At 72.6% G+C, this 22,222-nt stretch carries 18 protein-coding genes; 16 read left to right on the forward strand and 2 right to left on the reverse strand.

Annotated features, from left to right (window positions below; translation table 11 throughout):
• Positions 1–16: 16 nt before the first annotated feature.
• From recG to mutM, 8 genes are all read left to right on the forward strand, one after another.
• Positions 17–2,242 carry an ATP-dependent DNA helicase RecG gene (gene recG / locus F603_RS0127250; protein ID WP_019549106.1) on the forward strand — a complete coding sequence of 742 codons (2,226 nt, stop codon included), beginning with the start codon at positions 17–19 and terminating at the stop codon, positions 2,240–2,242.
• 72 nt (positions 2,243–2,314) lie between these two features.
• Positions 2,315–2,914, forward strand: a complete 600-nt coding sequence (gene rsmD / locus F603_RS0127255) for a 16S rRNA (guanine(966)-N(2))-methyltransferase RsmD (RefSeq protein WP_019549107.1) — start codon at positions 2,315–2,317, stop codon at positions 2,912–2,914.
• Between the two features lie 53 nt (positions 2,915–2,967).
• Positions 2,968–3,447 carry a pantetheine-phosphate adenylyltransferase gene (gene coaD / locus F603_RS0127260; protein ID WP_019549108.1) on the forward strand — a complete coding sequence of 160 codons (480 nt, stop codon included), beginning with the start codon at positions 2,968–2,970 and terminating at the stop codon, positions 3,445–3,447.
• An 83-nt stretch (positions 3,448–3,530) separates the two neighbouring features.
• The gene (locus tag F603_RS0127265; RefSeq protein WP_019549109.1) at positions 3,531–4,604 is read left to right on the forward strand and encodes a hypothetical protein; all 1,074 of its coding nucleotides are present in this window, start codon (positions 3,531–3,533) and stop codon (positions 4,602–4,604) included.
• 272 nt (positions 4,605–4,876) lie between these two features.
• Positions 4,877–5,431, forward strand: a complete 555-nt coding sequence (locus F603_RS0127270; protein WP_019549110.1) for a YceD family protein — start codon at positions 4,877–4,879, stop codon at positions 5,429–5,431.
• A 2-nt stretch (positions 5,432–5,433) separates the two neighbouring features.
• Complete coding sequence (gene rpmF / locus F603_RS0127275) at positions 5,434–5,607, forward strand: 50S ribosomal protein L32 (RefSeq protein ID WP_026328761.1); 174 nt, start codon at positions 5,434–5,436, stop codon at positions 5,605–5,607.
• 19 nt (positions 5,608–5,626) lie between these two features.
• Positions 5,627–6,493 (forward strand): ribonuclease III, encoded by an 867-nt coding sequence (gene rnc / locus F603_RS0127280; RefSeq protein ID WP_078503767.1) that lies wholly within the window; start codon positions 5,627–5,629, stop codon positions 6,491–6,493.
• Positions 6,494–6,560: 67 nt separating this feature from the next.
• Positions 6,561–7,439: a bifunctional DNA-formamidopyrimidine glycosylase/DNA-(apurinic or apyrimidinic site) lyase gene (mutM, locus tag F603_RS0127285; RefSeq protein ID WP_019549112.1), complete on the forward strand. Its 879-nt coding sequence runs from the start codon at positions 6,561–6,563 to the stop codon at positions 7,437–7,439.
• Between the two features lie 19 nt (positions 7,440–7,458).
• On the opposite strand, the gene F603_RS0127290 is transcribed toward mutM, so the two are convergent.
• Positions 7,459–8,298: a CAP domain-containing protein gene (locus tag F603_RS0127290; RefSeq protein WP_019549113.1), complete on the reverse strand. Its 840-nt coding sequence runs from the start codon at positions 8,296–8,298 to the stop codon at positions 7,459–7,461.
• Positions 8,299–8,679: 381 nt separating this feature from the next.
• On the opposite strand from F603_RS0127290, the gene F603_RS33055 reads away from it, so the two are divergent.
• From F603_RS33055 to ftsY, 4 genes are all read left to right on the forward strand, one after another.
• A complete protein-coding gene (locus F603_RS33055; protein ID WP_026328762.1) occupies positions 8,680–8,943 on the forward strand; it encodes an acylphosphatase in 264 nt (87 codons plus the stop codon).
• 339 nt (positions 8,944–9,282) lie between these two features.
• Positions 9,283–9,489, forward strand: a complete 207-nt coding sequence (locus F603_RS0127300) for a hypothetical protein (protein WP_016909893.1) — start codon at positions 9,283–9,285, stop codon at positions 9,487–9,489.
• 484 nt (positions 9,490–9,973) lie between these two features.
• On the forward strand, positions 9,974–13,579 hold the full coding sequence (gene smc / locus F603_RS0127305; RefSeq protein ID WP_019549115.1) for a chromosome segregation protein SMC: 3,606 nt from the start codon (positions 9,974–9,976) through the stop codon (positions 13,577–13,579).
• Between the two features lie 72 nt (positions 13,580–13,651).
• Positions 13,652–14,866 carry a signal recognition particle-docking protein FtsY gene (ftsY, locus tag F603_RS0127310; RefSeq protein ID WP_019549116.1) on the forward strand — a complete coding sequence of 405 codons (1,215 nt, stop codon included), beginning with the start codon at positions 13,652–13,654 and terminating at the stop codon, positions 14,864–14,866.
• A gap of 159 nt (positions 14,867–15,025) precedes the next feature.
• Here the strand turns inward: ftsY and F603_RS0127315 are convergent, their stop codons facing one another.
• The gene (locus F603_RS0127315) at positions 15,026–15,724 is read right to left on the reverse strand and encodes a bifunctional DNA primase/polymerase (protein ID WP_019549117.1); all 699 of its coding nucleotides are present in this window, start codon (positions 15,722–15,724) and stop codon (positions 15,026–15,028) included.
• Positions 15,725–16,176: 452 nt separating this feature from the next.
• On the opposite strand from F603_RS0127315, the gene nsdA reads away from it, so the two are divergent.
• The 4 genes from nsdA (at position 16,177) to F603_RS0127335 (ending at position 22,117) form a co-directional block, all read left to right on the forward strand.
• Positions 16,177–17,655, forward strand: a complete 1,479-nt coding sequence (gene nsdA / locus F603_RS0127320; RefSeq protein WP_019549118.1) for a transcriptional repressor NsdA — start codon at positions 16,177–16,179, stop codon at positions 17,653–17,655.
• A gap of 309 nt (positions 17,656–17,964) precedes the next feature.
• Positions 17,965–19,242, forward strand: coding sequence for an ammonium transporter (locus F603_RS0127325; protein WP_026328763.1), 1,278 nt, complete (start codon positions 17,965–17,967; stop codon positions 19,240–19,242).
• The gene (locus tag F603_RS0127330) at positions 19,239–19,577 is read left to right on the forward strand and encodes a P-II family nitrogen regulator (RefSeq protein ID WP_019549120.1); all 339 of its coding nucleotides are present in this window, start codon (positions 19,239–19,241) and stop codon (positions 19,575–19,577) included. Before F603_RS0127325 ends, F603_RS0127330 begins: the two co-directional genes overlap by 4 nt.
• Positions 19,578–19,645: 68 nt before the next feature.
• Entirely contained in the window at positions 19,646–22,117 is a 2,472-nt protein-coding gene (locus F603_RS0127335; protein WP_019549121.1) for a [protein-PII] uridylyltransferase, read from the forward strand.
• The last annotated feature ends 105 nt before the right edge of the window (positions 22,118–22,222 follow it).

Consider the following 22,222-nt stretch of genomic DNA (forward strand, 5'->3'; position numbering starts at 1 on the left):
CCGCCAAGATGGACCCGTGGCTGCGCGTGACGAAGAACCCTCCCCCGACCCGCTCGGTGAGCCCCTGCGGAAGCTGCTCGGCGGCAGCACCGCCAAGGCGATGGCCGACCACCTCGACCTGCACACGGTCGGCGACCTCCTCCACCACTACCCCCGCAGGTACGCGGAGCGCGGCGAGCTGACCCGCCTCGCGGAACTGCCGCTCGACGAGCACGTCACCGTCGTCGCCCAGGTCGCCGACGCGCGGGTGCACAAGTTCAACCACGGGCGCGGGCAGCGCCTGGAGGTGAACCTCACCGACGGGTCGGGGCGGTTGCAGCTCGTCTTCTTCGGCCGCTCCGTCCACTACCACCAGCGCGAACTCCTCCCCGGCAGACGCGGGATGTTCGCCGGCAAGGTCGGCGTCTTCAACCGCCGCCTCCAGCTCTCCCACCCGGACTACAAACTCCTCGACGAGGAGACGGGCCGCGAGGAGGCCGAGCGCTTCGCCGCCGAACTGCTGCCGATCTACCCGGCGGTGCGGCAGCTCTCCTCGTGGACGATCGAGCAGTCCGTGGCGACCGTCCTCGCCGCGCTGGAGGCGACCTCCTGGCGCGGGCTCGCCGACCCGCTGCCCGAGCGGCTGCGCGGCGAGCGCGGCCTCGTCCCGCTCGCCGAGGCGCTGGAGAAGGTCCACAGGCCGCAGTCGAGGGCCGAGATCGCCGAGGCGCGGACGCGGCTGAAGTGGGACGAGGCGTTCGTGCTCCAGGTCGCGCTCGCCCGCCGCCGCGCCCAGGAGTCGAGCCGTCCCGCCGTCGCGCGGCGCCCGGTGGAGGACGGCCTGCTCGACACCTTCGACGCACGGCTGCCCTTCGCCCTCACCGAGGGCCAGCAGCAGGTGGGCGCCGAGATCCTCGCCGATCTCGGCACCGAGCACCCCATGCACCGCCTGCTCCAGGGCGACGTCGGCAGCGGCAAGACCCTCGTCGCCCTGCGCGCCATGCTCGCCACCGTCGACGGCGGCGGCCAGGCGGCGATGCTCGCGCCGACCGAGGTCCTCGCCCAGCAGCACCACCGCTCCCTCACCGAGATGATGGGCGGCCTCGCGGAGGGCGGCATGCTCGGCGGAAGCGAGCAGGGCACCCGTGTCGTGCTGCTCACCGGGTCGATGCCGGCCGCAGCGCGGCGCAGGGCACTGCTGGAGCTGGCGACGGGCGAGGCCGGCATCGTCGTCGGCACGCACGCCCTCATCGAGGACAAGGTCACCTTCGAGGACCTCGGCCTCGTCGTCGTCGACGAGCAGCACCGCTTCGGCGTCGAGCAGCGCGACGCCCTCCGCGCGAAGGCCGAACGCCCGCCGCACCTGCTCGTGATGACGGCGACGCCGATCCCGCGCACCGTCGCGATGACCGTCTTCGGCGACCTGGAGACGTCCGTCCTCGACCAACTCCCCGCGGGCCGCTCCCCGTTGACGACCCACGTCGTCCCGGCGAAGGAGAAGCCGCACTTCCTCAGCCGCGCCTGGGAGCGGGTGCGGGAGGAGGTGGAGGCCGGGCACCAGGGGTACGTGGTCTGCCCCCGGATCGGGGACGAGGAGCCGGCGAAGGCGGGGAGCGCGGAGCAGGGCGGGGACGAGGACGCGGAGAAGCGCCCCCCGCTCGCCGTCCTCGATGTCGCCGAGCAGCTCACGGCGGGGCCGCTCGCCGGACTCCGCGTCGAGCCGCTCCACGGGCGGATGGCCGCCGAGGCGAAGGAGGAGGTGATGCGCCGCTTCGCGGAGGGCGAGGTGGACGTGCTCGTGGCGACGACGGTCGTCGAGGTCGGCGTCAACGTCCCCAACGCGACCGTCATGGCGATCATGGACGCGGACCGCTTCGGCGTCTCCCAACTCCACCAGCTCCGGGGCCGCGTGGGGCGCGGTGCAGCGCCCGGCCTCTGCCTGCTCGTCACCGACATGCCCCCCGCCACGCCCGCGCGCACCCGCCTCGACGCCGTCGCCGCGACCCGTGACGGGTTCGCGCTCTCCCGGATCGATCTGGAGCAGCGCCGCGAGGGCGACGTCCTCGGGCAGGCGCAGTCCGGTGCGCGTTCCTCGCTGCGGATGCTCGCCGTCATCGAGGACGAGGACGTCATCGAGGAGGCCCGCCGCGAGGCGACCGCCCTCGTCGCCGCCGACCCGGAGCTCGCCGCACAACCGGAACTCCGCACGGCACTCGCCGCCCTCCTCGACACCGAACGGGAGACCTTCCTCGACAAGGGGTGATCCGCCCGCACCCGCGGTCCGCGCCGGGCGCGTGCAATCCTCGAACCTTCCTCTCCACGACCAGGAGCACCCATGACCCGTGTCATCGCCGGAGCTGCGGGCGGACGCCGGCTCTCGGTGCCGCAGAGCGGCGGCACACGCCCCACCTCGGACCGCGCCCGCGAGGCGCTCTTCTCGAGCTGGGAGGCGCAGTTGGGCGGCGCCGCCGGCTGGCGCGGCCTCCGCGTCCTCGACCTCTACGCGGGCTCGGGCGCCGTCGGCCTGGAGGCGCTCTCCCGCGGTGCGGACCACGTGCTGCTCGTCGAGGCCGACGCAAGAGCGGTGCGGACGCTGCGCGAGAACGTCCGCTCCCTCGGACTGCCGGGAGCCGAGGTGCACGCGGCGAAGGCGGACCGGCTCGCGGCGGAGCCCGCTCCCGAGCACCCTTACGACGTCGTCTTCCTCGATCCGCCGTACGCCGTCACCGACGACGCCCTCCGCGAGACACTCCTCACACTCCGCACCGGAGGCTGGCTGTCCCACGCCGCGCTGGCCACCGTGGAACGCAGCACCAGGGGCGGTGAATTCCGCTGGCCGGAGGGGTTCGATGCGATGAGGTCCCGTCGGTACGGGGAGGCGACGCTTTGGTACGGTCGCGCCGCCGAACGGGAAGTTACCCCCCGGTCATGTTGAGTGCAGGGGGAGGAGCCCCCACCTCAGAGCCGTCCGAGAGCGAGGAAACGCCAGTGCGTCGCGCAGTCTGTCCGGGGTCCTTCGATCCCATCACCAACGGACACATCGACATCATCGCCCGCGCCTCGAAGCTGTACGACGTGGTGCACGTGGCCGTGATGATCAATAAGTCCAAGCGCGGCCTCTTCACCGTGGACGAGCGGCTCGCGATGATCCGCGAGGTCACCGAGGAGTTCGGCAACGTCGAGGTGGAGGCGTTCCACGGGCTCCTCGTCGATTTCTGCAAAGAGCGCGACATCCCCGCGATCGTCAAGGGTCTCCGGGCGGTCAGCGACTTCGACTACGAGCTGCAGATGGCGCAGATGAACAACGGCCTCTCCGGCGTCGAGACGCTCTTCGTCCCCACCAACCCGACCTACAGCTTCCTCTCCTCGAGCCTCGTCAAAGAGGTCGCCACCTGGGGCGGCGACGTCTCCCACCTGCTGCCGGAGCCCGTGCACAAGCGCCTCGTCGAACGTCTCGCCGAGAGCTGAGCGGAGCGCCGAACACCGCGCGGTGAGCGCGGGGTTGGGGCACCGGCTGTCGACTCGGGTCCGCTCGCCGTACAGTCACCCCCGTGGACGTACAGCAGAAACTCGATGAGATCGTCGCCACCGTCGGCGGCGCACGCTCGATGCCCATGTCCGCCTCGTGCGTGGTCAACCGGGCCGAGCTCCTCGCCATGCTCGACGAGGTGCGCGAGGCGCTTCCGGGCTCGCTCGCGCAGGCGCGGGAGGTCCTCGGCGGCCGTGAGCAGATGGTCGAGGAGGCGCGCAGGGAGGCCCAGCGGATCGTCGAGACCGCGGAGGCCGAGCGCGGCTCGATGGTCTCGGGGACCGAGGTGGCCCGTCGCTCCCAGGAGGAGGCCGACCGCATCCTCGCCGAGGCGCGTCGGGAGGCCGAGGAGATCCGCGCCGAGGCCGACGAATACGTCGACAGCAAGCTCGCCAACTTCGAGGTGGTGCTGAGCAAGACGGTCGGCTCGGTCGAGCGCGGACGGGAGAAGCTGCTCGGCAGCGGCCCGGGCTCCGAGGAGTGGAACGCGGAGTACGCCGAGGACGCCCCGGAGCGCACCACCGACCCGCACGAGCTGCGCAAGCGCGCCGACGGCTACGTCGACGCCCGCCTCGGCTCCGTCTCCGCCGTCCTCACCAAGACCCTCGAGGCCGTCGGCCGCGGCCGGCAGAAGCTCCAGGGCCACGAGCCGGTCGACGAACTCGCCGCCCACATGGCGGCCCAGGACGGCGCCGGCGACCGCGCGCTGCACGCCACGGACGACGAGTTCCTCGCCGGCCTCTCGCAGCAGCCTCAGCAGGCGCCCCCGGCCGAGCAGCAGCCCGTGCAAGTACCCCAGCAGCACCCGCAGTACGCGCCCGCCGCCGAGCACCAGGCGCCGGACCCGTACTACGCCCAGCAGCCCGACCCGTACGCCTACCAGCAGCAGTACTACGCGCCGCAGCAGGACCCCTACTACGTGCAGCAACCGGTCGCCTACCAGGGCGACTTCGCCGGCTACTACGAGCAGCAGCCGGCACCCCAGCAGTACCAGCAGGGCGGCAACCAGCTCGACGAGACGAGCTTCTTCGACACGAGCATGATCGACCTTGCGCAGGTCAGGCAGTACGAGGAGCAGTACGACCAGCGGCGCTGAGAGCGGCTGCGCGGTCGCCCCAGCCCCGCATACGAGGTCAGACAGCCCGGATTGGGCCATCGCCGACCTCTGAAGTATCCTGGCCCCTCGGTCACGCGTATCGCCGCGATGCAGGCTGCCCGGATCGGTGCACCGTCCAGCGGTCCCGCCCGGCTGCTGCCCGACCCGTACATCGGCACCACCGTAGAAAGCAGGACACCCTGAACGCCCCCCTCGACCACCGCGCCCCCCTCGTGTTCGACACACGCGAGCTGGGGCGGCGTCCTGGTGCGATGAAGAGGGTGTCGACCAAGGTGCCCTCGCCCGGTGGTCTCGGTGTCGAGTTCATCAAGGTGCCGGACGACGCCGAGATCGAGATCGACCTCCGCATGGAGTCGGTGGTGGAGGGCGTCCTCGTGACGGGGACCGCCCGTGCGCCGCTCACCGGCGAGTGCGTAAGGTGTCTCGAGCCGCTTGAGCAGCAGTGCGAAGCGGAGTTCCAGGAGATGTTCTCCTATCCGGACGTCGACGAGCGGGGCCGCGAGAGCGCGGAGTCCGAAGAAGACTCCGAAGAGGAGACCTACTCCCTAGAGGGCGATCTCTTCGACCTCGAACCCGTGCTGCGCGACGCGGTGGTGCTCTCGCTGCCGCTCCAGCCGGTGTGCAGGGAGGACTGCCCGGGTCTGTGCCCCCAGTGCGGGGCCCGTCTCGCCGACGACCCGGACCACCAGCACGAAGAAGCCGTCGACATCCGTTGGGCGGCACTGCAGGAACTCGCCGGCACCATGAGGGACGGCGAGCAGGACAACGAACCCCGCTCCGGCGGGGACGACCCACAGGAGAAGTAGCCGTGGCTGTTCCGAAGCGGAAGATGTCGCGCAGCAACACGCGTCACCGCCGGTCGCAGTGGAAGGCTGCGGTCCCGACCCTGGTGAAGTGCGAGCGCTGCCACGAGCCGAGGCAGCAGCACATCGCGTGCCCGAACTGCGGCACCTACAACAAGCGTCAGGTCCTAGAGGTCTGATCGGCTGGTGACGGGCTCGATGTCAGACGCCAGCACACCCGAGAACCCCCGCGCCAAGCGCGGAGGTGATTCGGACCTGGTAGAGGCGGCCTCGTCACATGCGCTCCTGGAAGGGCGGCTCGGGTATCACCTGGAGTCCGCCCTTCTGGTGCGTGCGCTGACGCACCGCAGCTACGCCTACGAGAACGGCGGACTCCCCACCAACGAGCGCCTGGAGTTCCTCGGCGACTCGGTGCTCGGACTCGTCGTCACCGACACGCTCTACCGCATCCACCCCGACCTCCCCGAGGGCCAGCTCGCCAAGCTGCGCGCCGCGGTGGTCAACTCCCGCGCACTCGCGGGTGTCGCGAGAGATCTCGAGCTCGGCTCCTTCATCCGCCTCGGCAGAGGTGAGGAGGGGACCGGCGGCAGGGACAAGGCGTCGATCCTCGCCGACACCCTCGAAGCCGTGATCGGCGCCGTCTACCTCGACAAGGAGCTGTCGGCCGCCTCGGAGCTGATCCACCGGCTCTTCGACCCGCTCATCGAGGAGTCCTCGAACCTCGGCGCGGGTCTCGACTGGAAGACCAGCCTCCAGGAGCTGACGGCGGCCGAGGCGCTCGGCGTGCCCGAATACGTCGTCAGCGAGACGGGCCCGGATCACGAGAAGACCTTCACGGCTGCAGCCCGCGTCGGTGGTGTCGCGTACGGCACCGGCACAGGACGCAGCAAGAAGGAGGCCGAGCAGCAGGCCGCAGAGGCGGCCTGGCGCTCGATCCGCGCCGCCGCCGACAGCAGGGCTGCGGCCTCCGAGGACGTCGCCGAGCGCAGCACCGCGAACGGTGCCGCTCCCGCCGAGACGGGCGGCCCGGGCCAGGAGTCCGAGAGCAGCCCCGCGGGTCGCTGACCCCGGCTCTCCGCCCGACTTCGCCTCGGGCGGAGAGCGCCACCCCCGATCACCGTCCGGAGACCCGATGCCCGAGCTGCCCGAGGTCGAGGTGGTCCGCCGCGGCCTGGAGCGTCTCGTCACGGGTCGCACCATCGCAGCCGTCGAGGTTCTGCACCCGCGCTCGGTCCGCCGCCACGTCGCAGGCGCCGCCGACTTCACCGGACGCCTCGCCGGCCTGCGGTTCGCGCCGGCCCGCCGCCGCGGCAAGTACCTGTGGCTCCCGCTGGAAGGCGCCGACGAGGCGCTCCTCGCGCACCTCGGAATGAGCGGGCAGTTCCGCGTGCAGCCTCCCGGCGCTCCCGACGAGCGGCACCTGCGGGTACGTCTCGTCTTCACCGACCCGCACGCAGGCGAGCTGCGCTTCGTCGACCAGCGCACCTTCGGCGGACTCTCCGTCCACGCGCAGACCGCGGAAGGGTTGCCCGACGCGGTCGCGCACATCGCCAGGGACCCGCTCGACGAGGGGTTCGACGAGGCGGCCTTCCACGGCGCCCTCCGCCGCCGGCGCACGACAGTCAAGCGCGCCCTGCTCGACCAGTCCCTCATCAGCGGCGTCGGCAACATCTACGCGGACGAGGCGCTCTGGCGCTCCCGTCTCCACTACGACCGCCCGACGGCGACGCTCGCCAGGAGCCGCACCATCGAACTCCTCGGCCACATACGGGACGTGATGACGGCGGCCCTCGCGGCCGGCGGCACCAGCTTCGACAGCCTCTACGTCAACGTCAACGGGGAATCCGGTTACTTCGCCCGCACCCTCGACGCCTACGGGCGCGAGGACGAGCCCTGCCGACGCTGCGGCACCGCGATGCGCCGCAGCGCCTGGATGAACCGATCCAGCTACTACTGCCCGCGCTGCCAGCGACGGCCCCGTACCCCTGCCCGGGCGCCCGCGGGCGTGTGAGGCCGCGGCGCGCCGAGGCTCAGAACCCGAACTCCTGCACCCACCACGGGCCGCCCTCACCGAAGTGCGCGCTGACGCCGAGGGTGCGGTAGTCGCAGTTGAGTATGTTGGCCTTGTGCCCGGGACTGTTCATCCAGGAGTCCATGACCGACTGTGCGTTCGCCTGTCCCCTGGCTATGTTCTCGCCGCCGAGGTTGTCTATCCCGCGGGCATCGGCGCGGTCCCAGGGGGTCTGGCCGTCGGGGGAGTTGTGGCTGAAGTAGCCGCGCTTCGCCATGTCGGCACTGAAGTCGTCGGCGAGTGCACCGAGCCGCGTGTCTGCGGTGACGGGCTTGCACCCGGCCTTCGCGCGCTCCTGGTTGACGAGCTGGAGCACCTCCGTCTCGGCGGCCGTCTGCGCGTCGGAGGTCTGCGCGGACTTGGTGCTCCCCGGCTGCGCCTGCTGGGAGCCGCCGCCCTGTGAGCTTCCCGACCCCTCGGGCGAGGAGGAGCTCTCGCTGCGCCCCGACGAGCCCTCGGATTCCTCGCTGGACTCGGACTGCGAAGGCGAGGGCGTCGGCTTCGCGCTCTCACTGCCGCGCGACTCGTCCTTCTCCGGCCGTTCCCGCTCCTTGTCGCGGCTGGCCGTGTCCCGCTCGTCCGCCGAACGGCCGCTCTCCGAGCGGGAGTCGGTCTTGGAGGGCGTGGGGGAGACGCTCGCCGGCAGACCGCCGTCGTCGAGATCGCTGGGGGAGTCGGCCTGCACGCGGTCGTTCTGCTGGCCTCCTCCGAGGCCGCCCGGGCCGGGGACCAGCCCGGAGGCGACGGCGACCGCACCCATCGCCATGGCTGCCGAAGCGCCCAGCAGCCCGGTGCGCACGGGGGCCGCACTCCGCTTCCGGTGGCCTCCGCCGCGGTGGCGGGCTGCGGGCCTGGATCTGCCGGACGCGGAATCCACGGGAGCGGCAGCCGGGTCAGCGCGTCGATGACGGCCCATCTCTGCTGTCCTCACAATGCTCGGCGTCGATGATCTGCACCGCCGTCACCCGTACGGGCGAGGCATGTTGACGGGCAATGTACGGCATCACAGGGGAGGCCGATGTGCCGACCCGAGAAATGTCCGGATAGCGTGCGGGGCATGGCAGCAATGACTCCGCACGCCGGCGGACCCGACGAGACGGACCGTGCCGAGAGCCAGGAGACCGGCGAGGCCGCCCCGTCGCCGCCGCGCACCACCGCCGACGCGGCGGGCAGAGTACGCATGACGGCCTGGGTCAGGGGCGAGGTGCAGGGCGTCGGCTTCCGCTGGTTCACCCGCGCCGCGGTGCTGCGGATCGGCGGCCTCGTGGGATACGTCTCCAACCTCGACGACGGCAGGGTGCAGATCGTCGCCGAGGGGCCGCGCGCCGGATGCGAGCGCATCCTGGAGTGGCTGCGTGGCGGCGACACCCCCGGCCGCGTCGAAGGCGTCACCGAGCTCTTCGACCAACCCCGAGGGGGGTACACGGAGTTCGCCATCCGATGATCCAAAGCGGTTGCCATTCGCCTGCGGGCGTGCGAGGCTGCCGCAACGGATCGGGAGAAGCGGCCCGACCGTGCCGACCAGGGATTCCGGGAGCAGGGGAGACGCCCCGCGGGAGGCCGACTCCGGCGCAGAGCGCCGTCGAGGCAGGGCCTCGCCGTGACGTGGGGCGTGATCGTGTTGACCGTCAAACCATTTGGTGAGACTCTGGAAACACCCTGCGCACCTGACCTGTTTGATTCCTGAGAACCTGACAAAAGTCCAGAGCAGACACAGCGGGTGCGATCCCCTCTAGACCCACCACCGCTTCGGTCGGTCACTCAGTGTGGAGGACCATCCATCATGGCAAAGGCGCTTCTCGGTTACGTCGGCGGCTCCGACCCCCGCGTTCTCGCCGAGATGCGACGGCTGCAGCAGCGCGTAGAGGACCTGGAATCCGAACTCGTTCGTATCCAGGCCGAGAACGACGCTCTGTCCGCCGCATCTCGCAACGAGGACCGGGTGCTCGAAGGTATCGACGTCGCCACGGCGGAGCCTGCGCTGACCTGATCGTCCTCGGGGCTGATCCGGAGTACACGGGCCGGGAGCCGTCGGACAACCGCTTTCACGGAAGGGCCGCTCTGTCTGCGGCCGTGCGCTCGTTCTTCGCGCGTCCTCGACGCCCGGAGGCGTACGCCTTTCGTGAGTTCGCTCTCCGTCGCTTCCGTCCTGTCGCCCCTGTCTCCACGGCAGGAGCACCGGCAGTCCCGTACGGCGCGGGGCCCGAGCCATCGGGCCCTCGGTCGTCGGGTGATCAGGCGCTCAGCCGCCGAGCACATCTGTAAGGGACGCTTCGGCGTCCCTTCGTCGTTTCCACCGCCTCCGCTCCCCGCCCGGGCTGCGCTTCTGCCCCTCTCGGCACGTCGACCGCGGACGGTGCCCGTTTGCCTACCGTCTGATCTGCCCCCGCCCCCGAGAGGCGAAACCAGCGGGAGACGGCCGGCCGCGAGGTCCGCGCGACATCTCGGGACGAACGCCAGTAGAGTCCGGACGCGTGCACCTCAAGAGCCTGACCATGCGGGGGTTCAAGTCCTTCGCCTCCGCCACGACGCTCCGCCTGGAGCCGGGGATCACCTGTGTCGTGGGCCCCAACGGCTCCGGGAAGTCCAACGTCGTCGACGCCCTCTCGTGGGTGATGGGCGAACAGGGCGCCAAGTCGCTGCGCGGCGGCAAGATGGAGGACGTCATCTTCGCGGGCACCACGGGGCGCCCGCCACTGGGCAGGGCCGAGGTCTCGCTCACCGTCGACAACTCCGACGGTGCGCTGCCCATCGAGTACGCCGAGGTCACCCTCACGCGGATCATGTTCCGCAACGGCGGCAGCGAATACCAGATCAACGGCGACACGTGCCGCCTCCTGGACGTGCAGGAGCTCCTCTCCGACTCGGGGATCGGGCGCGAGATGCACGTCATCGTCGGACAGGGGCAGTTGGACGGGGTGCTGCACGCCGACCCCACGGGCCGCCGGGCGTTCATCGAGGAGGCGGCCGGCGTCCTGAAGCACCGCAAGCGCAAGGAGAAGGCGCTGCGGAAGCTCGACGCGATGCAGACCAACCTTTCGCGCGTCCAGGACCTCACCGAGGAACTCCGCCGCCAGCTCAAGCCGTTGGGGCGCCAGGCCGCGGCCGCGCGGCGGGCCCAGGTGATCCAGTCCGAGCTGCGCGACGTGCGGCTCCGGCTGCTCGCCGACGATCTCGTCAAGTTGCGGAAGGCGCTCAGCGCCGAAGTCGCGGACGAGGCGGCGTTGCGGGAGCGGAAGGAGGCGGTGGAGGGGCGGTTGAAGGAGGCGCTGCGGCGGGAGGCGGCGCTGGAGCAGCAGGTGCGCACCCTTGCGCCGAGGCTGGAGCGCGCTCAGCAGACCTGGTACGGGCTCTCCCAGCTCGCCGAGCGCGTACGCGGCACCGTCGGCCTCGCCGACCAGCGTGTGCAGCACGCCTCCGCGCCGCCCGCCGAGGAGCGCAGAGGGCGCGACCCGGAGGAGATGGAGCGCGAGGCCGAGCGCGTCCGCGAGCAGGAGGCGGAGCTGGAGGCCGCGTTGGAGGCGGCGTCGACGGCGCTCGACGACACGGTGGCGCACCGCGCCGAGTTGGAGCGCCGTCTGGGCGACGAGGAGCGCAGACTGCGGGACGCCTCACGGGCGCTCGCCGACCGGCGGGAGGGGCTGGAGCGGCTCCGCGGCAAGGCGGGCGCCGCGCGCAGCCGCGTCGCCTCGGCGGAGGCGGAGGTCGAACGGCTCGCGGTGTCGCGGGACGAGGCGCGTCGTCGTGCCGTGGAGGCCGCGTCGGAGCACGAGAAGCTCCGCGCCGAGGTCGAGGGGTTCGACGGCGACGACGGTGAGCTCGCCGAGCAGCACGAGGCGGCCAAGGAGGCGCTCGCCGCGGCCGAGGAGGCGCTCACCGCCGCGGCGGAGGCGGCGACGGCAGCGGAGCGGGAGCGTGCCGCCGTCTCGGCCCGGCACGACGCCCTCGCGCTGCAGCTCCGCCGCAAGGACGGAAGCGGCGCACTGCTGGCGGCGGCGGACCGCCTCTCCGGCGTGCTCGGTCCGGCCGCCGAACTCCTCACCGTGGCACCGGGGTTCGAGCTCCCCGTGGCGGCTGCGCTCGGCGCCGCTGCCGACGCGGTGGCCGTCGCCGACGCGGGGACGGGCGTCGAGGCGCTACGGCTCCTGCGGAAGGACGAGGCGGGGCGTGCGGCGCTCCTCGTCGGCGGGGGCGCGGAGGAGCCGGCCGGTTCGGCGGCGTCGGGGGAGTGGCCGTCGGCGGTGGCGGGTGAGCCGGTCGACGCTGCGCGCCTGGTGCGCGCCCCGGAGGAGCTGCGGCCCGCGCTGGCACGGCTGCTCGGCGAGACGGTCGTGGTGGGGACGTTGGAGGAGGCGGAGGAGGTGTTGCGGCGGCGGCCGCGCGCCACCGTCGTCACCGCCGAAGGGGACCTGCTCGCCGCTCATTTCGCGCAGGGGGGCTCGGCGGGGGCGCCGAGCCTGTTGGAGTCGCAGGCGGCCGTGGACGAGGCCGCCGAGGAGCTCGCCGGCCTGGAGGTGCGGTGCGAGGAGCTCGCGGGGGAGCGCGAACGAGCGAAGGAGCGCCGGCGCGCATGTGCCGCCGAGGTCGAGGAGCTGGCCGCGCGGCGCAGTGCGGCCGAGCGCGAACGGTCGCGGCACGCCGGGGAGTTGGGACGGCTCGCGGGACAGGCGCGGTCGGCGGAAGGTGAGGCCGAGCGGGCTGCGGGCGCGGTCGTGAAGGCAGAGGAGGCGGTGGCGCGGGCGCGCGAGGAGGCGGACGAGGCCGCAGAGCGCCTCGCCGTCGCCGAGGAGGCGCAGGAGGACGACGAGGAGCCCGACACCTCGCTCCGCGACCGGCTTGCGGCCGACGGAGCCAACGCGCGGCAGACGGAGATGGAGGCCCGGCTCCAGGTCCGTACGCACGAGGAGCGCGTCAAGTCCCTCGCGGGGCGCGCCGATTCGCTCGACCGCGGGGCGCGCGCGGAGCGCGAGGCGCGGTCGCGGGCGGAGGAGCGCCGGTCGCGTCTGCGCCGGGAGGCCGAGGTGGCGCAGGCGGTCGCCGACGGGGCGCGGCAGCTTCTCGTATACGTGGAGGCTTCCGTCGGGCGGGCCGACGAGGAGCGGAGCGGCGCCGAGCGGGCGAAGGCCGAGCGCGAGGCGGAGCTGGGGCAGGAGCGGGAGAGCGGCCGGGAGCTCAAGGAGGAGCTCGACAAGCTCACCGACCACGTGCACAAGGGCGAGGTGCTCGGTGCCGAGAAGCGCCTGAAGATCGAGCAGTTGGAGGGCCGCGCCCTGGAGGAGCTGGGCGTCGAGCCGGAGGCGCTGGTCCGCGAGTACGGCCCGGACCGGCCCGTGCCCTCGGCGCCCCCGCTCGACGCCGCGCCTCCGCAGGTGGACGACCCTGCACAGGTGCCGGAGGTCGAGGAGCCGGCGGAGGACGAGGGGAAGCCGTTCGTCCGCGCCGAGCAGGAGAAGCGGCTCAAGGCAGCGGAGCGCGCGTACCAGAAGCTCGGCAAGATCAACCCGCTGGCGCTGGAGGAGTACGCGGCGCTGGAGGAGCGCCACCGCTTCCTCGGCGAGCAGCTCGACGACCTCAAGAAGACCAGGGCGGACCTGCTCCAGGTGGTGAAGGAGGTCGACGAGCGCGTCGAGCAGGTCTTCACCGAGGCGTACCACGACACTGCGCGGGAGTTCGAGGGCGTCTTCGCGCGCCTCTTCCCCGGCGGTGAGGGTCGCCTCGTGCTCACGGACCCGGACGACATGCTCACCACGGGCGTGGACGTCGAGGCGCGGCCTCCGGGCAAGAAGGTGAAGCGGCTCTCGCTCCTCTCCGGCGGGGAGCGCTCGCTCACCGCGGTGGCGCTGCTGGTGTCGATCTTCAAGGCGCGACCGAGCCCCTTCTACGTGATGGACGAGGTCGAGGCGGCGCTCGACGACACGAACCTTCAGCGCCTGATCCGGATCATGGAGGAGCTGAAGGACAGCTCCCAACTGATCGTCATCACGCACCAGAAGCGCACCATGGAGGTGGCCGACGCCCTCTACGGCGTCTCGATGCAGGGCGACGGCGTCTCGAAGGTGATCAGCCAGCGGCTCGCCTGACCCGCGGCCGGGACATCCGGCGGGGGAGGGTTGGACGGTGATCGCGGAGCGGTGGCTGATACTGGTCGGGCTATGGAAACCGTCATCCTTGTTGTAGTCATCGCCGTGATTCTGCTCGGCGCGCTCAGCGGACTCGTGGTGAGCGGCCGCCGCAAGCGGGCCGCTCCGCCGAAGGAGACCGCGGCGCCAGTCGAGACGACCGAGGCGCCTCCGACCGAACCGCGGGTCGGGGAGGAAGCCGAGACCACCGAAGCCCCGCGGAGAACCATCGAGGAGGTCGGGCTCCCCGAGGCGGAGGCCGAGGCGCCCGCAGTGCCGGCCCCCGCACCCGTCGAGCCCGAGATCGAGACGCCGGCGCCGGCCGCCGGCCGCCTCGTCCGCCTCCGCGCGCGGCTCTCGCGCTCCCAGAACTCCCTCGGCAAGGGCCTGTTGACGCTGCTCTCGCGGGAGCACCTCGACGAGGACACCTGGGAGGAGATCGAGGACACGCTGCTCACCGCGGACGTCGGTGTGAGCGCCACCCAGGAGCTCGTCGAGCGGCTCCGCGAGCGCGTCCGCGTCCTCGGCACACGTACGCCCGACGAACTGCGCGCGCTGCTCCGCGAGGAGCTGCTCACCCTCGTCGGCCCCGACCTCGACCGCACCGTCCACACCGAGACCCAGGGGCCCGTCGACCGCCCCGGCGTCGTTCTCGTCGTCGGCGTCAACGGCACGGGCAAGACCACGACGACGGGCAAGCTCGCGCGTGTCCTCGTCGCCGACGGCAGGTCCGTCGTCCTCGGCGCGGCCGACACCTTCCGTGCGGCCGCCGCCGACCAGTTGCAGACGTGGGGTGAGCGCGTCGGCGCCCGCACGGTCCGCGGGCCGGAGGGCGGGGACCCGGCCTCGGTGGCGTTCGACGCCGTCAAGCAGGGCACCGAGGCCGGCGCGGACGTCGTGCTTGTCGACACCGCGGGCCGCCTGCACACCAAGACGGGGCTCATGGACGAGCTCGGCAAGGTCAAGCGCGTCGTGGAGAAGCAGGGGCCGGTCGACGAGGTACTTCTCGTCCTCGACGCGACGACCGGGCAGAACGGGCTCGTCCAGGCGCGCGTCTTCGCCGAGGTGGTGGACATCACCGGCATCGTGCTCACCAAGTTGGACGGCACGGCGAAGGGCGGCATCGTCGTCTCCGTGCAGCGTGAACTCGGCGTTCCCGTCAAGCTCGTGGGGCTCGGCGAGGGTCCTGACGACCTCGCGCCTTTCGAGCCCGAGGCGTTCGTCGACGCGCTCGTCGAGGGCGAGTGACGGGCGCCCGCGCGTGCCACGGCGGGGAGGGGTGGTGAGCTGCCCGGGTCGGGCGCCCGAACAGCCGGCGGTCGTCGAGCCGTTGGGCGTCCGACCGCATCCGGGAGGAAGCGGAGCCGCGGTCCGCACGGGCCGCGGCCCCGGCCGGTGGGGCAGCGTTCAGCGCTGCGTCGACCTGTGCGCCACGTACGCGAGGGTGCCGAGGAGGAGCCGGGCTTCGGGTGGCCGGGAGACGCCGTCGGGGGAGGGGCCGCGGAGCCAGCGGACGGGGCCGAGCCCGGCGCGATCGGAGGGCGGTGCGGTGATGTATTCGCCCTTGCCGAGGCCGCGCAGATCGAGCCGGGCGTCGTCCCAGCCCATGCGGTAGAGCAGGTGCGGGAGTTCGGCGGCGGCTCCCGGCGCGACGAAGAACCAGGCGCGGCCCTGCGGGGTGAGGGCCACGGGCCCTAGCGGCAGGCCCATCCGCTCCAGCCGCACCAGCGCCGAGCGCCCTGCCGCCTCGGCGAGTTCGATGACGTCGAAGGTGCGGCCCGTCGGCAGCAGCAGTCCTGCGCCGGGGACGGTCGACCATGCGCGGGTGGCCTCCTGGAGGGTGGCGCCGGCCGGTACTTCGAGGGAAGCGTCGAGCGGATGCGTACCCGGTGCGGGGCAGGCGGGCGCGCCGCAGGAGCATGCCGCGCGGGCTCCTCCGGCGCGGACGGCGTGGGCTCCGGGGACCACGGCCCAGCCCCACAGGCCGGTGTACTCGGCGACCGCGGTACACACCGAGGCGCGGACGCGCCTGCGGCCGCCGGGCCGCAGGTGGTTGATCTCCCGCAAGGCGCCGAGACCGCCGATGGAGCCGATCGTGAAGCCCATGCCTCCTCCAACGGGTGCCGTGCGCGGATGGTTACGAGCGCTGCGAACCGGCGCCGGGGACGGCGGCCGGGGTGCGCGCGGTGGCGGGAGCCCGCGGGGCTGCGGACGTCGCACACGGTGAACGCCCGGGCGCCGACGGGGCGTTGGGACCCGGCGTGCTCCGCTTTCGTGGTCAAGTCAACCGCGTGTGGGTGACGAAAGGTTCATCCGAAGGGGTGGCGAATGGTGGCGATTACGGGTTCGCTCTCGCGGGACTCGTGATCGTAGGATTACTTTCGGTACGCACAGTGCGGGGGCGCCTGCGGCGGGGGTTGCGCTGCGGGCACGCGCTCATCGATGACCTGGATGGCGTGAACCTCGTGGATGGAGTAGACGGCACCGCGGCTGCGGGCGCCCGGGCCGCGGACGCGGCCGACGCGCCGCCGACGGGCTCGGGGGCGGAGGGGGGACCTGTGGTCGAGGGCGTGCAGTCCGGCAAGTGCCCCAACGCGCAGCTCAGTTCGTGGTTCGTACGCAGCGGCTGGTCCAAGGGCGAGCTGGCGCGGCAGGTCAACCGCCGTGCGCGGCAGCTCGGCGCCCACCACATCAGCACGGACACCTCACGCGTCCGCCGGTGGCTCGACGGCGAGCAGCCCCGCGAGCCGATTCCGCGCATCCTCTCCGAACTCTTCTCCGAGCGGTTCGGCTGCGTCGTCCCCGTCGAGGAGCTGGGGCTGCGCAGCGCGCACCGCTCCCCGGCGGCCTCGGGGGTCGACCTGCCGTGGGCCGCGCCCCAAACCGTCACGCTCATCAGCGAGTTCACCCGCGGAGACCTGATGCTCGGGCGCAGCGGCTTCCTGGGCAATTCGCTCGCGATGGCAGCGGGCCCCGAACTCGTCGAGCCGATGCAGCGGTGGCTCGTGCCGAACCCCTCGGCAGCCGCCGAGGAGCCGTCGGCGCCGGCAGTCGGCGAGCGCCCCGACCTCTCCGCGCCCGAACTCGACCTGCTGGAGCAGACGACGGTCATGTTCCGGTGCTGGGACGCGCAGTGCGGGGGCGGCCTCCGCCGCAAGGCGATCGTCGGTCAGCTCCACGAGGTCACCGAACTGCTCGAGGAGGAGCACCCCGAGCGGATGCAGCGCCGCCTCTTCGGCGTCACCGCCGAACTCGCCGAGCTGGCCGGGTGGATGAGCTACGACGTCGGCCTCCAGACCACCGCGCAGAAGTACTTCGTCCTCGCCCTCCACGCCGCGAAGGAGGCCGAGGACCGCCCGCTCGGCGCGTACGTACTCAGCAAGATGTGCCGCCAGATGATCCACCTGCGTCGCTCCGAGGACGCCCTGGAGCTGATCCACCTCGCGCAGTACGGCAGCCGCGAGGCCGCCACCGCCCGTACCCAGTCGATGCTGTACGCGATGGAGGCGCGTGCCTACGCGAACCTCGGGCAGCCGGGCAAGTGCAAGCGCGCGGTGCGGATGGCGGAGGCGACCTTCGAGGAGGCCGACGATACCGACTCCGACCCCGACTGGATTCGCTTCTTCTCCGAGGCCGAACTCTGCGCCGAGACGGCCCACTCCTACCGCGACCTCGCCTACGCCTCGGGCCGCAGCCCGACGTACGCCTCCCTGGCCCAGCCGGCGATGGAGCGCGCCGTCGCGCTCTTCGCGCGCGAGGCGGCGGAGTCCGAGGGCGGCGGCCATCGCCGGAGCTACGCGCTGAACCTCATCGGTATGGCCGGCCTGCACCTGCTGCGGAGGGAGCCGGAAGGGTTCGCCTCCTGCGCGGGAGAGGCGATCGACCTGGCGAAGCTCCTGCGCTCGGAGCGCGTCCACAACAAGCTCCGGACGACGGCGGCTTCGGCCGTCCACGAGTTCGGCGACGTCGCCGACGTCGTCGAGTTGAGCCGCCGGCTCGAGGCGGAGCTGCCCGAGGAGGCCGCCGTCGCCGGATGAGCGGCGCCACCCGAACCGCCGGTTGCGGCGGCCCGGTCGAATCGATTCGGCTCCCCCGCCAGATCACCGGGTCCGCCGCGGCCGGCTCCTAGGCGCCCGCGCCCGCCGGCGCCACCGCGAGACCCGGCCCGGAGAATAGTGCTCCCCGTGCGCAAAACACGGGCCATTCATCCCGGCGTAACACCGGTCCCGCCATCTTCACGTGCGCGCAACAGACGTCGGCACCGAAGGAAACGCGGCTCAAAGAATCTGGGTGCATACCGCCCGCAGAATCTGCCCGCACGGCTTGCGACTTCGAGGAGACGTCCATTGAACGGCGCGGATACCGCTTTCGTATTGGTCAGCGCGTTCCTGGTCATGTTGATGACACCGGGGCTCGCCTTCTTCTACGGCGGCATGGTCAGGGTCAAGAGCGCCCTCAACATGCTCATCATGTCCTTCATCTCGCTCGGCATCATGGGCGTCCTGTGGGTGCTGTACGGCTACTCGCTGGCATTCGGTCCCGATACCGGAGGCGTCATCGGGAACCTCGACTTCGTCGGCTTGAAGGGCATAGGACCCGAGAGCCTCACGGAAGAGGGCGGCATCCCCGTCTTCGCTTTCGTGGTCTTCCAAATGATGTTCGCCATTCTCACTCCGGCGCTGATGAGCGGCGCACTCGCGGACCGTGTGAAATTCGGTTCCTGGGCGCTCTTCATCGCGCTGTGGGGCACCGTCGTCTACTTCCCGGTCGCCCACTGGGTGTGGGCCGACGGCGGATGGCTCGCCGAGCTCGACGTCATCGACTTCGCCGGGGGCACCGCCGTCCACATCAACGCCGGTGTCGGCGCGCTCGCCGCCGCGCTCGTCGTCGGCAAGCGCATCGGCTACCCGAAGGAGCCGATGCGGCCCCACAACCTGCCGCTCGTCGTCCTCGGCGCCGCGCTGCTGTGGTTCGGCTGGTTCGGCTTCAACGCAGGCTCCGAGCTCGCCGTCGACGGCACCACCGCCAACATGGCGCTCAACACCCAGCTCGCCACGGGCGCCGCCGTCCTCGGCTGGCTCGTCTACGAGCGCCTCCGCCATGGCGCCTGCACCACGCTCGGTGCGGCCTCCGGCGCGATCGCCGGCCTCGTCGCGATCACCCCGTCCGGCGCGGACGTCAACGCCATGGGGGCGCTCGCCATCGGCGTCGTCGCCGGCCTCGTCTGCTCCTGGGCCGTCAGCCTCAAGTACAAGTTGGGCTACGACGACTCGCTCGACGTCGTCGGCGTCCACCTCGTCGGCGGCGTGATCGGGACGCTGATGGTCGGCTTCCTCGCCGTCGACGGCGTCGGTGGTGCCGGGCAGTTCGGGAAGCAGGCGATCGGCGCCTTCTCCGTGATGGCCTTCTCCTTCGCCGTCTCCTGGCTCCTCGCCAAGCTCATCCAGGTCACCATCGGCTTCCGTGCCGACGAGGACGACGAGACCGCAGGCGTCGACCGGGCGTTCCACGCCGAGACCGCCTACGACTTCAGCGCGGTCGGCGGCTCCTCCCGCTCCCGCACCGGGTCCGGCATCGACCAGGACGCCGCGCAGACGGCGAAGGACAAGAAGGTGGACGCATGAAGCTCATCACCGCGGTCGTCAAGCCGCACCGCCTCGACGAGGTGAAGGAGGCGCTCCGTGCCTTCGGGGTCCAGGGCCTCACCGTCACCGAGTCCAGCGGGTACGGGCGCCAGCGCGGCCACACGGAGGTCTACCGGGGTGCGGAGTACACCGTCGACCTCGTGCCGAAGGCTCGGATCGAGGTGCTCGTCGAGGACGAGGTCGCCGAGCAGTTGACCGAGATCGTCGTCGAAGCGGCGAGGACCGGCAAAATCGGCGACGGCAAGGTCTGGGTCGTTCCCGTCGAGGCCGCTGTACGGGTCCGCACCGGCGACCGCGGTCCCGATGCGCTCTAGAACCACCCGGCGTACGTCCCGTGCTCACCGGGGCGTACGCCGGCTTGCGTACTGAGTCAGGGGAACGGATGACAGCCACGCGAGGCCCCAACCCGACCGCAGCCGACGGCAGTTACGCGGCGGCCCGGCTGCGCCTCCTGCACGGCGACTCCCAGCCGGGAGCGCCGCGTCGCGCCGAGCTCGCCGCCCTCACCGACCGCTGGCTCGCCTCCCTTTTCGGCGACGCCGAGGGCGCCTCGCTCGTCGCGGTCGGCGGGTACGGACGCGGCGAGCTGTCGCCCAGGAGCGACCTCGACCTGCTCCTCCTCCACGACGGCATCCTGGACGGGCAACGCCTCGCCGCACTCGCCGATCGCGTCTGGTACCCCGTCTGGGACGCCGGCCTCGACCTCGACCACTCGGTGCGCACCCCCGCACAGGCCCGGCGTACCGCGGCCGACGACCTCAGGGTGCAGCTCGGCCTCCTCGACGCGCGCCACCTCGCGGGCGACGCGCAGCTCACCGCGTCGACGCGGACCGCGGTGCTGGCGCAGTGGCGTGCCCAAGCCGCCGAGAGACTCCCGGAGTTGAGAGAGCTGGACGAGGATCGCGCACGCCGCCACGGCGACCTCCGACACCTCCTCGACCCCGACCTGAAGGAGGCGCGCGGCGGCCTCCGCGACGTCACCGCGCTCCGCGCCGTCGCCTCCTCCTGGCTCGCAGACGCACCGCGCGAGGGGCTCGCCGCCTCCCGCACCGCCCTCCTCGACGTACGCGACGCGCTCCACCTCGCCACCGGCCGCGCCACCGACCGCCTCACGCAGCAGGACCAGCCGCAGGTCGCCGCCGACCTCGGCCTCGCCGACGCGGACGCGCTGCTGCGCCGCGTCTACGAGGCCGCGCGACGCGTCTCCTACGCGAGCGAGGTGACGTGGCGCGAGGTCGGGCGCGTGCTGCGGTCCCGTACACAACGGCCGGGCCGGCGCGGCGTGTTGGGAGGTGCGGGGCGCACGGCCGGCGCCGGGGCGGGAGCGCCGGAGCGGACGCCGCTCGCCGAGGGCGTCGTCGAGCACGAAGGGGAGGCCGTGCTCGCGCGCGGCGCACGCCCCGAGCGCGACCCGGTGCTCGCGCTCCGCGCGGCCTCGGCCGCCGCGCAGGCCGGACTCCCGCTCGCCCCCGCGTCGGTGCGCCGGCTCGCACCCGCCGTGCGCAAGCTGCCGGTGCCGTGGCCGCAGGAGGCCCGCGAGGAGTTCGTCACCCTGCTCGGCGCCGGCGTCCCGACGGTGCCGGTCTGGGAGGCGCTGGAAGCGGAGGGGCTGATCTCCGAACTCCTCCCCGACTGGGAGCAGGTGCGGTGCCGACCGCAGCACAACCCCGTGCACCTGTTCACCGTCGACCGGCACCTCGTGGAGACGGCCGTCCGTGCCTCCGCGCTCACCCGCCGGGTCCACCGTCCCGACCTCCTGCTCGTCGCCGCGCTCCTCCACGACATCGGCAAGGGACTCCCCGGCGACCACTCCGCCGAGGGTGCGGGCATCGCCGAGCGGCTCGCACTGCGGATCGGCTTCGCCAAGGCGGAGGCCGCGACCGTCGCCCTTCTCGTCCGCCACCATCTGCTGCTCGTCGAGACGGCGACCCGGCGCGACCTCGACGACCCCGCCACGGTCCGGGCCGTCGCCGAGTCCGTGGGCACCAGGGGCACGTTGGAGCTCCTGCACGCGCTCAGCGAGGCCGACGCGCGCGCCACCGGACCCGCGGCCTGGTCCGCCTGGCGCGCCGCGCTCGTCGGGGACCTCGTCGAGCGGACCGACGCGCTGCTCGCCGGCGCACCCGCACCGCTGTCCGCGGACGTCCGTCCGACGGCGGAGGCCGAGCGGTTGGCCGTGGAGGCACGGCGCACGGACGGCCCCGTACTCGCGCTCCGCGCGCGGACGCAACCGCCGGCGCACACGACGGACGCCGGAGGCGAGGAGTCCGAACCCGAGCCCGTCGGCGTCGAGTTGCTCCTCGCCGTCCCCGACCAGCCGGGAGTGCTGCCGTGCGCGGCCGGTGTGCTGGCGCTCCACCGGCTCACGGTGCGCGCCGCCGACCTGCGCACCGTCGAGCTGCCGGGCGAGCTCGCCGCGGACAGGCGCCCCGTTCTGCTGCTGACCTGGCGGGTCGCCGCCGAGTACGGCTCGCTCCCGCAGGCCGATCGGCTCCGCTCCGACCTCCAGCGCGCGCTACGCGGCGCCCTCGACATCACCGCACGCCTCGCGGAGCGCGAGACGGCGTACGGACGGAGGCGCGGGGCGCCGGCACCGCCGCCCGTGGTGACGGTGCCGCCCGACGGCTCCGAGCTCGCCACCGTCCTGGAGGTCAGGGCCCAGGACGCCCCCGGGCTGCTCCACCGGATCGGCAAGGCGCTGGAGGACGCGGGGGTACGCGTGCGCAGCGCACACGTCAGCACACTCGGGGCCAACGCGGTGGACGCCTTCTACGTGACGGACGGGCGGGGAGCGCCGCTCTCCGACGCCGCCGCGCTCGCCGCCGCGCTCCGGGAAGCGCTGACGCGGCCGTAGTCGGGGTCCGCCTGCGCCCGTCGCAAACCCGGCGCTGACCGTTACCCCGCGAGGCGGATACCCTTGGGGGTCGACTGCCACTTGACCGCCAACGCGAAGGACCCG

This window comes from Streptomyces sulphureus DSM 40104, from assembly GCF_000381025.1.
GTDB lineage: Bacteria > Actinomycetota > Actinomycetes > Streptomycetales > Streptomycetaceae > Streptomyces > Streptomyces sulphureus.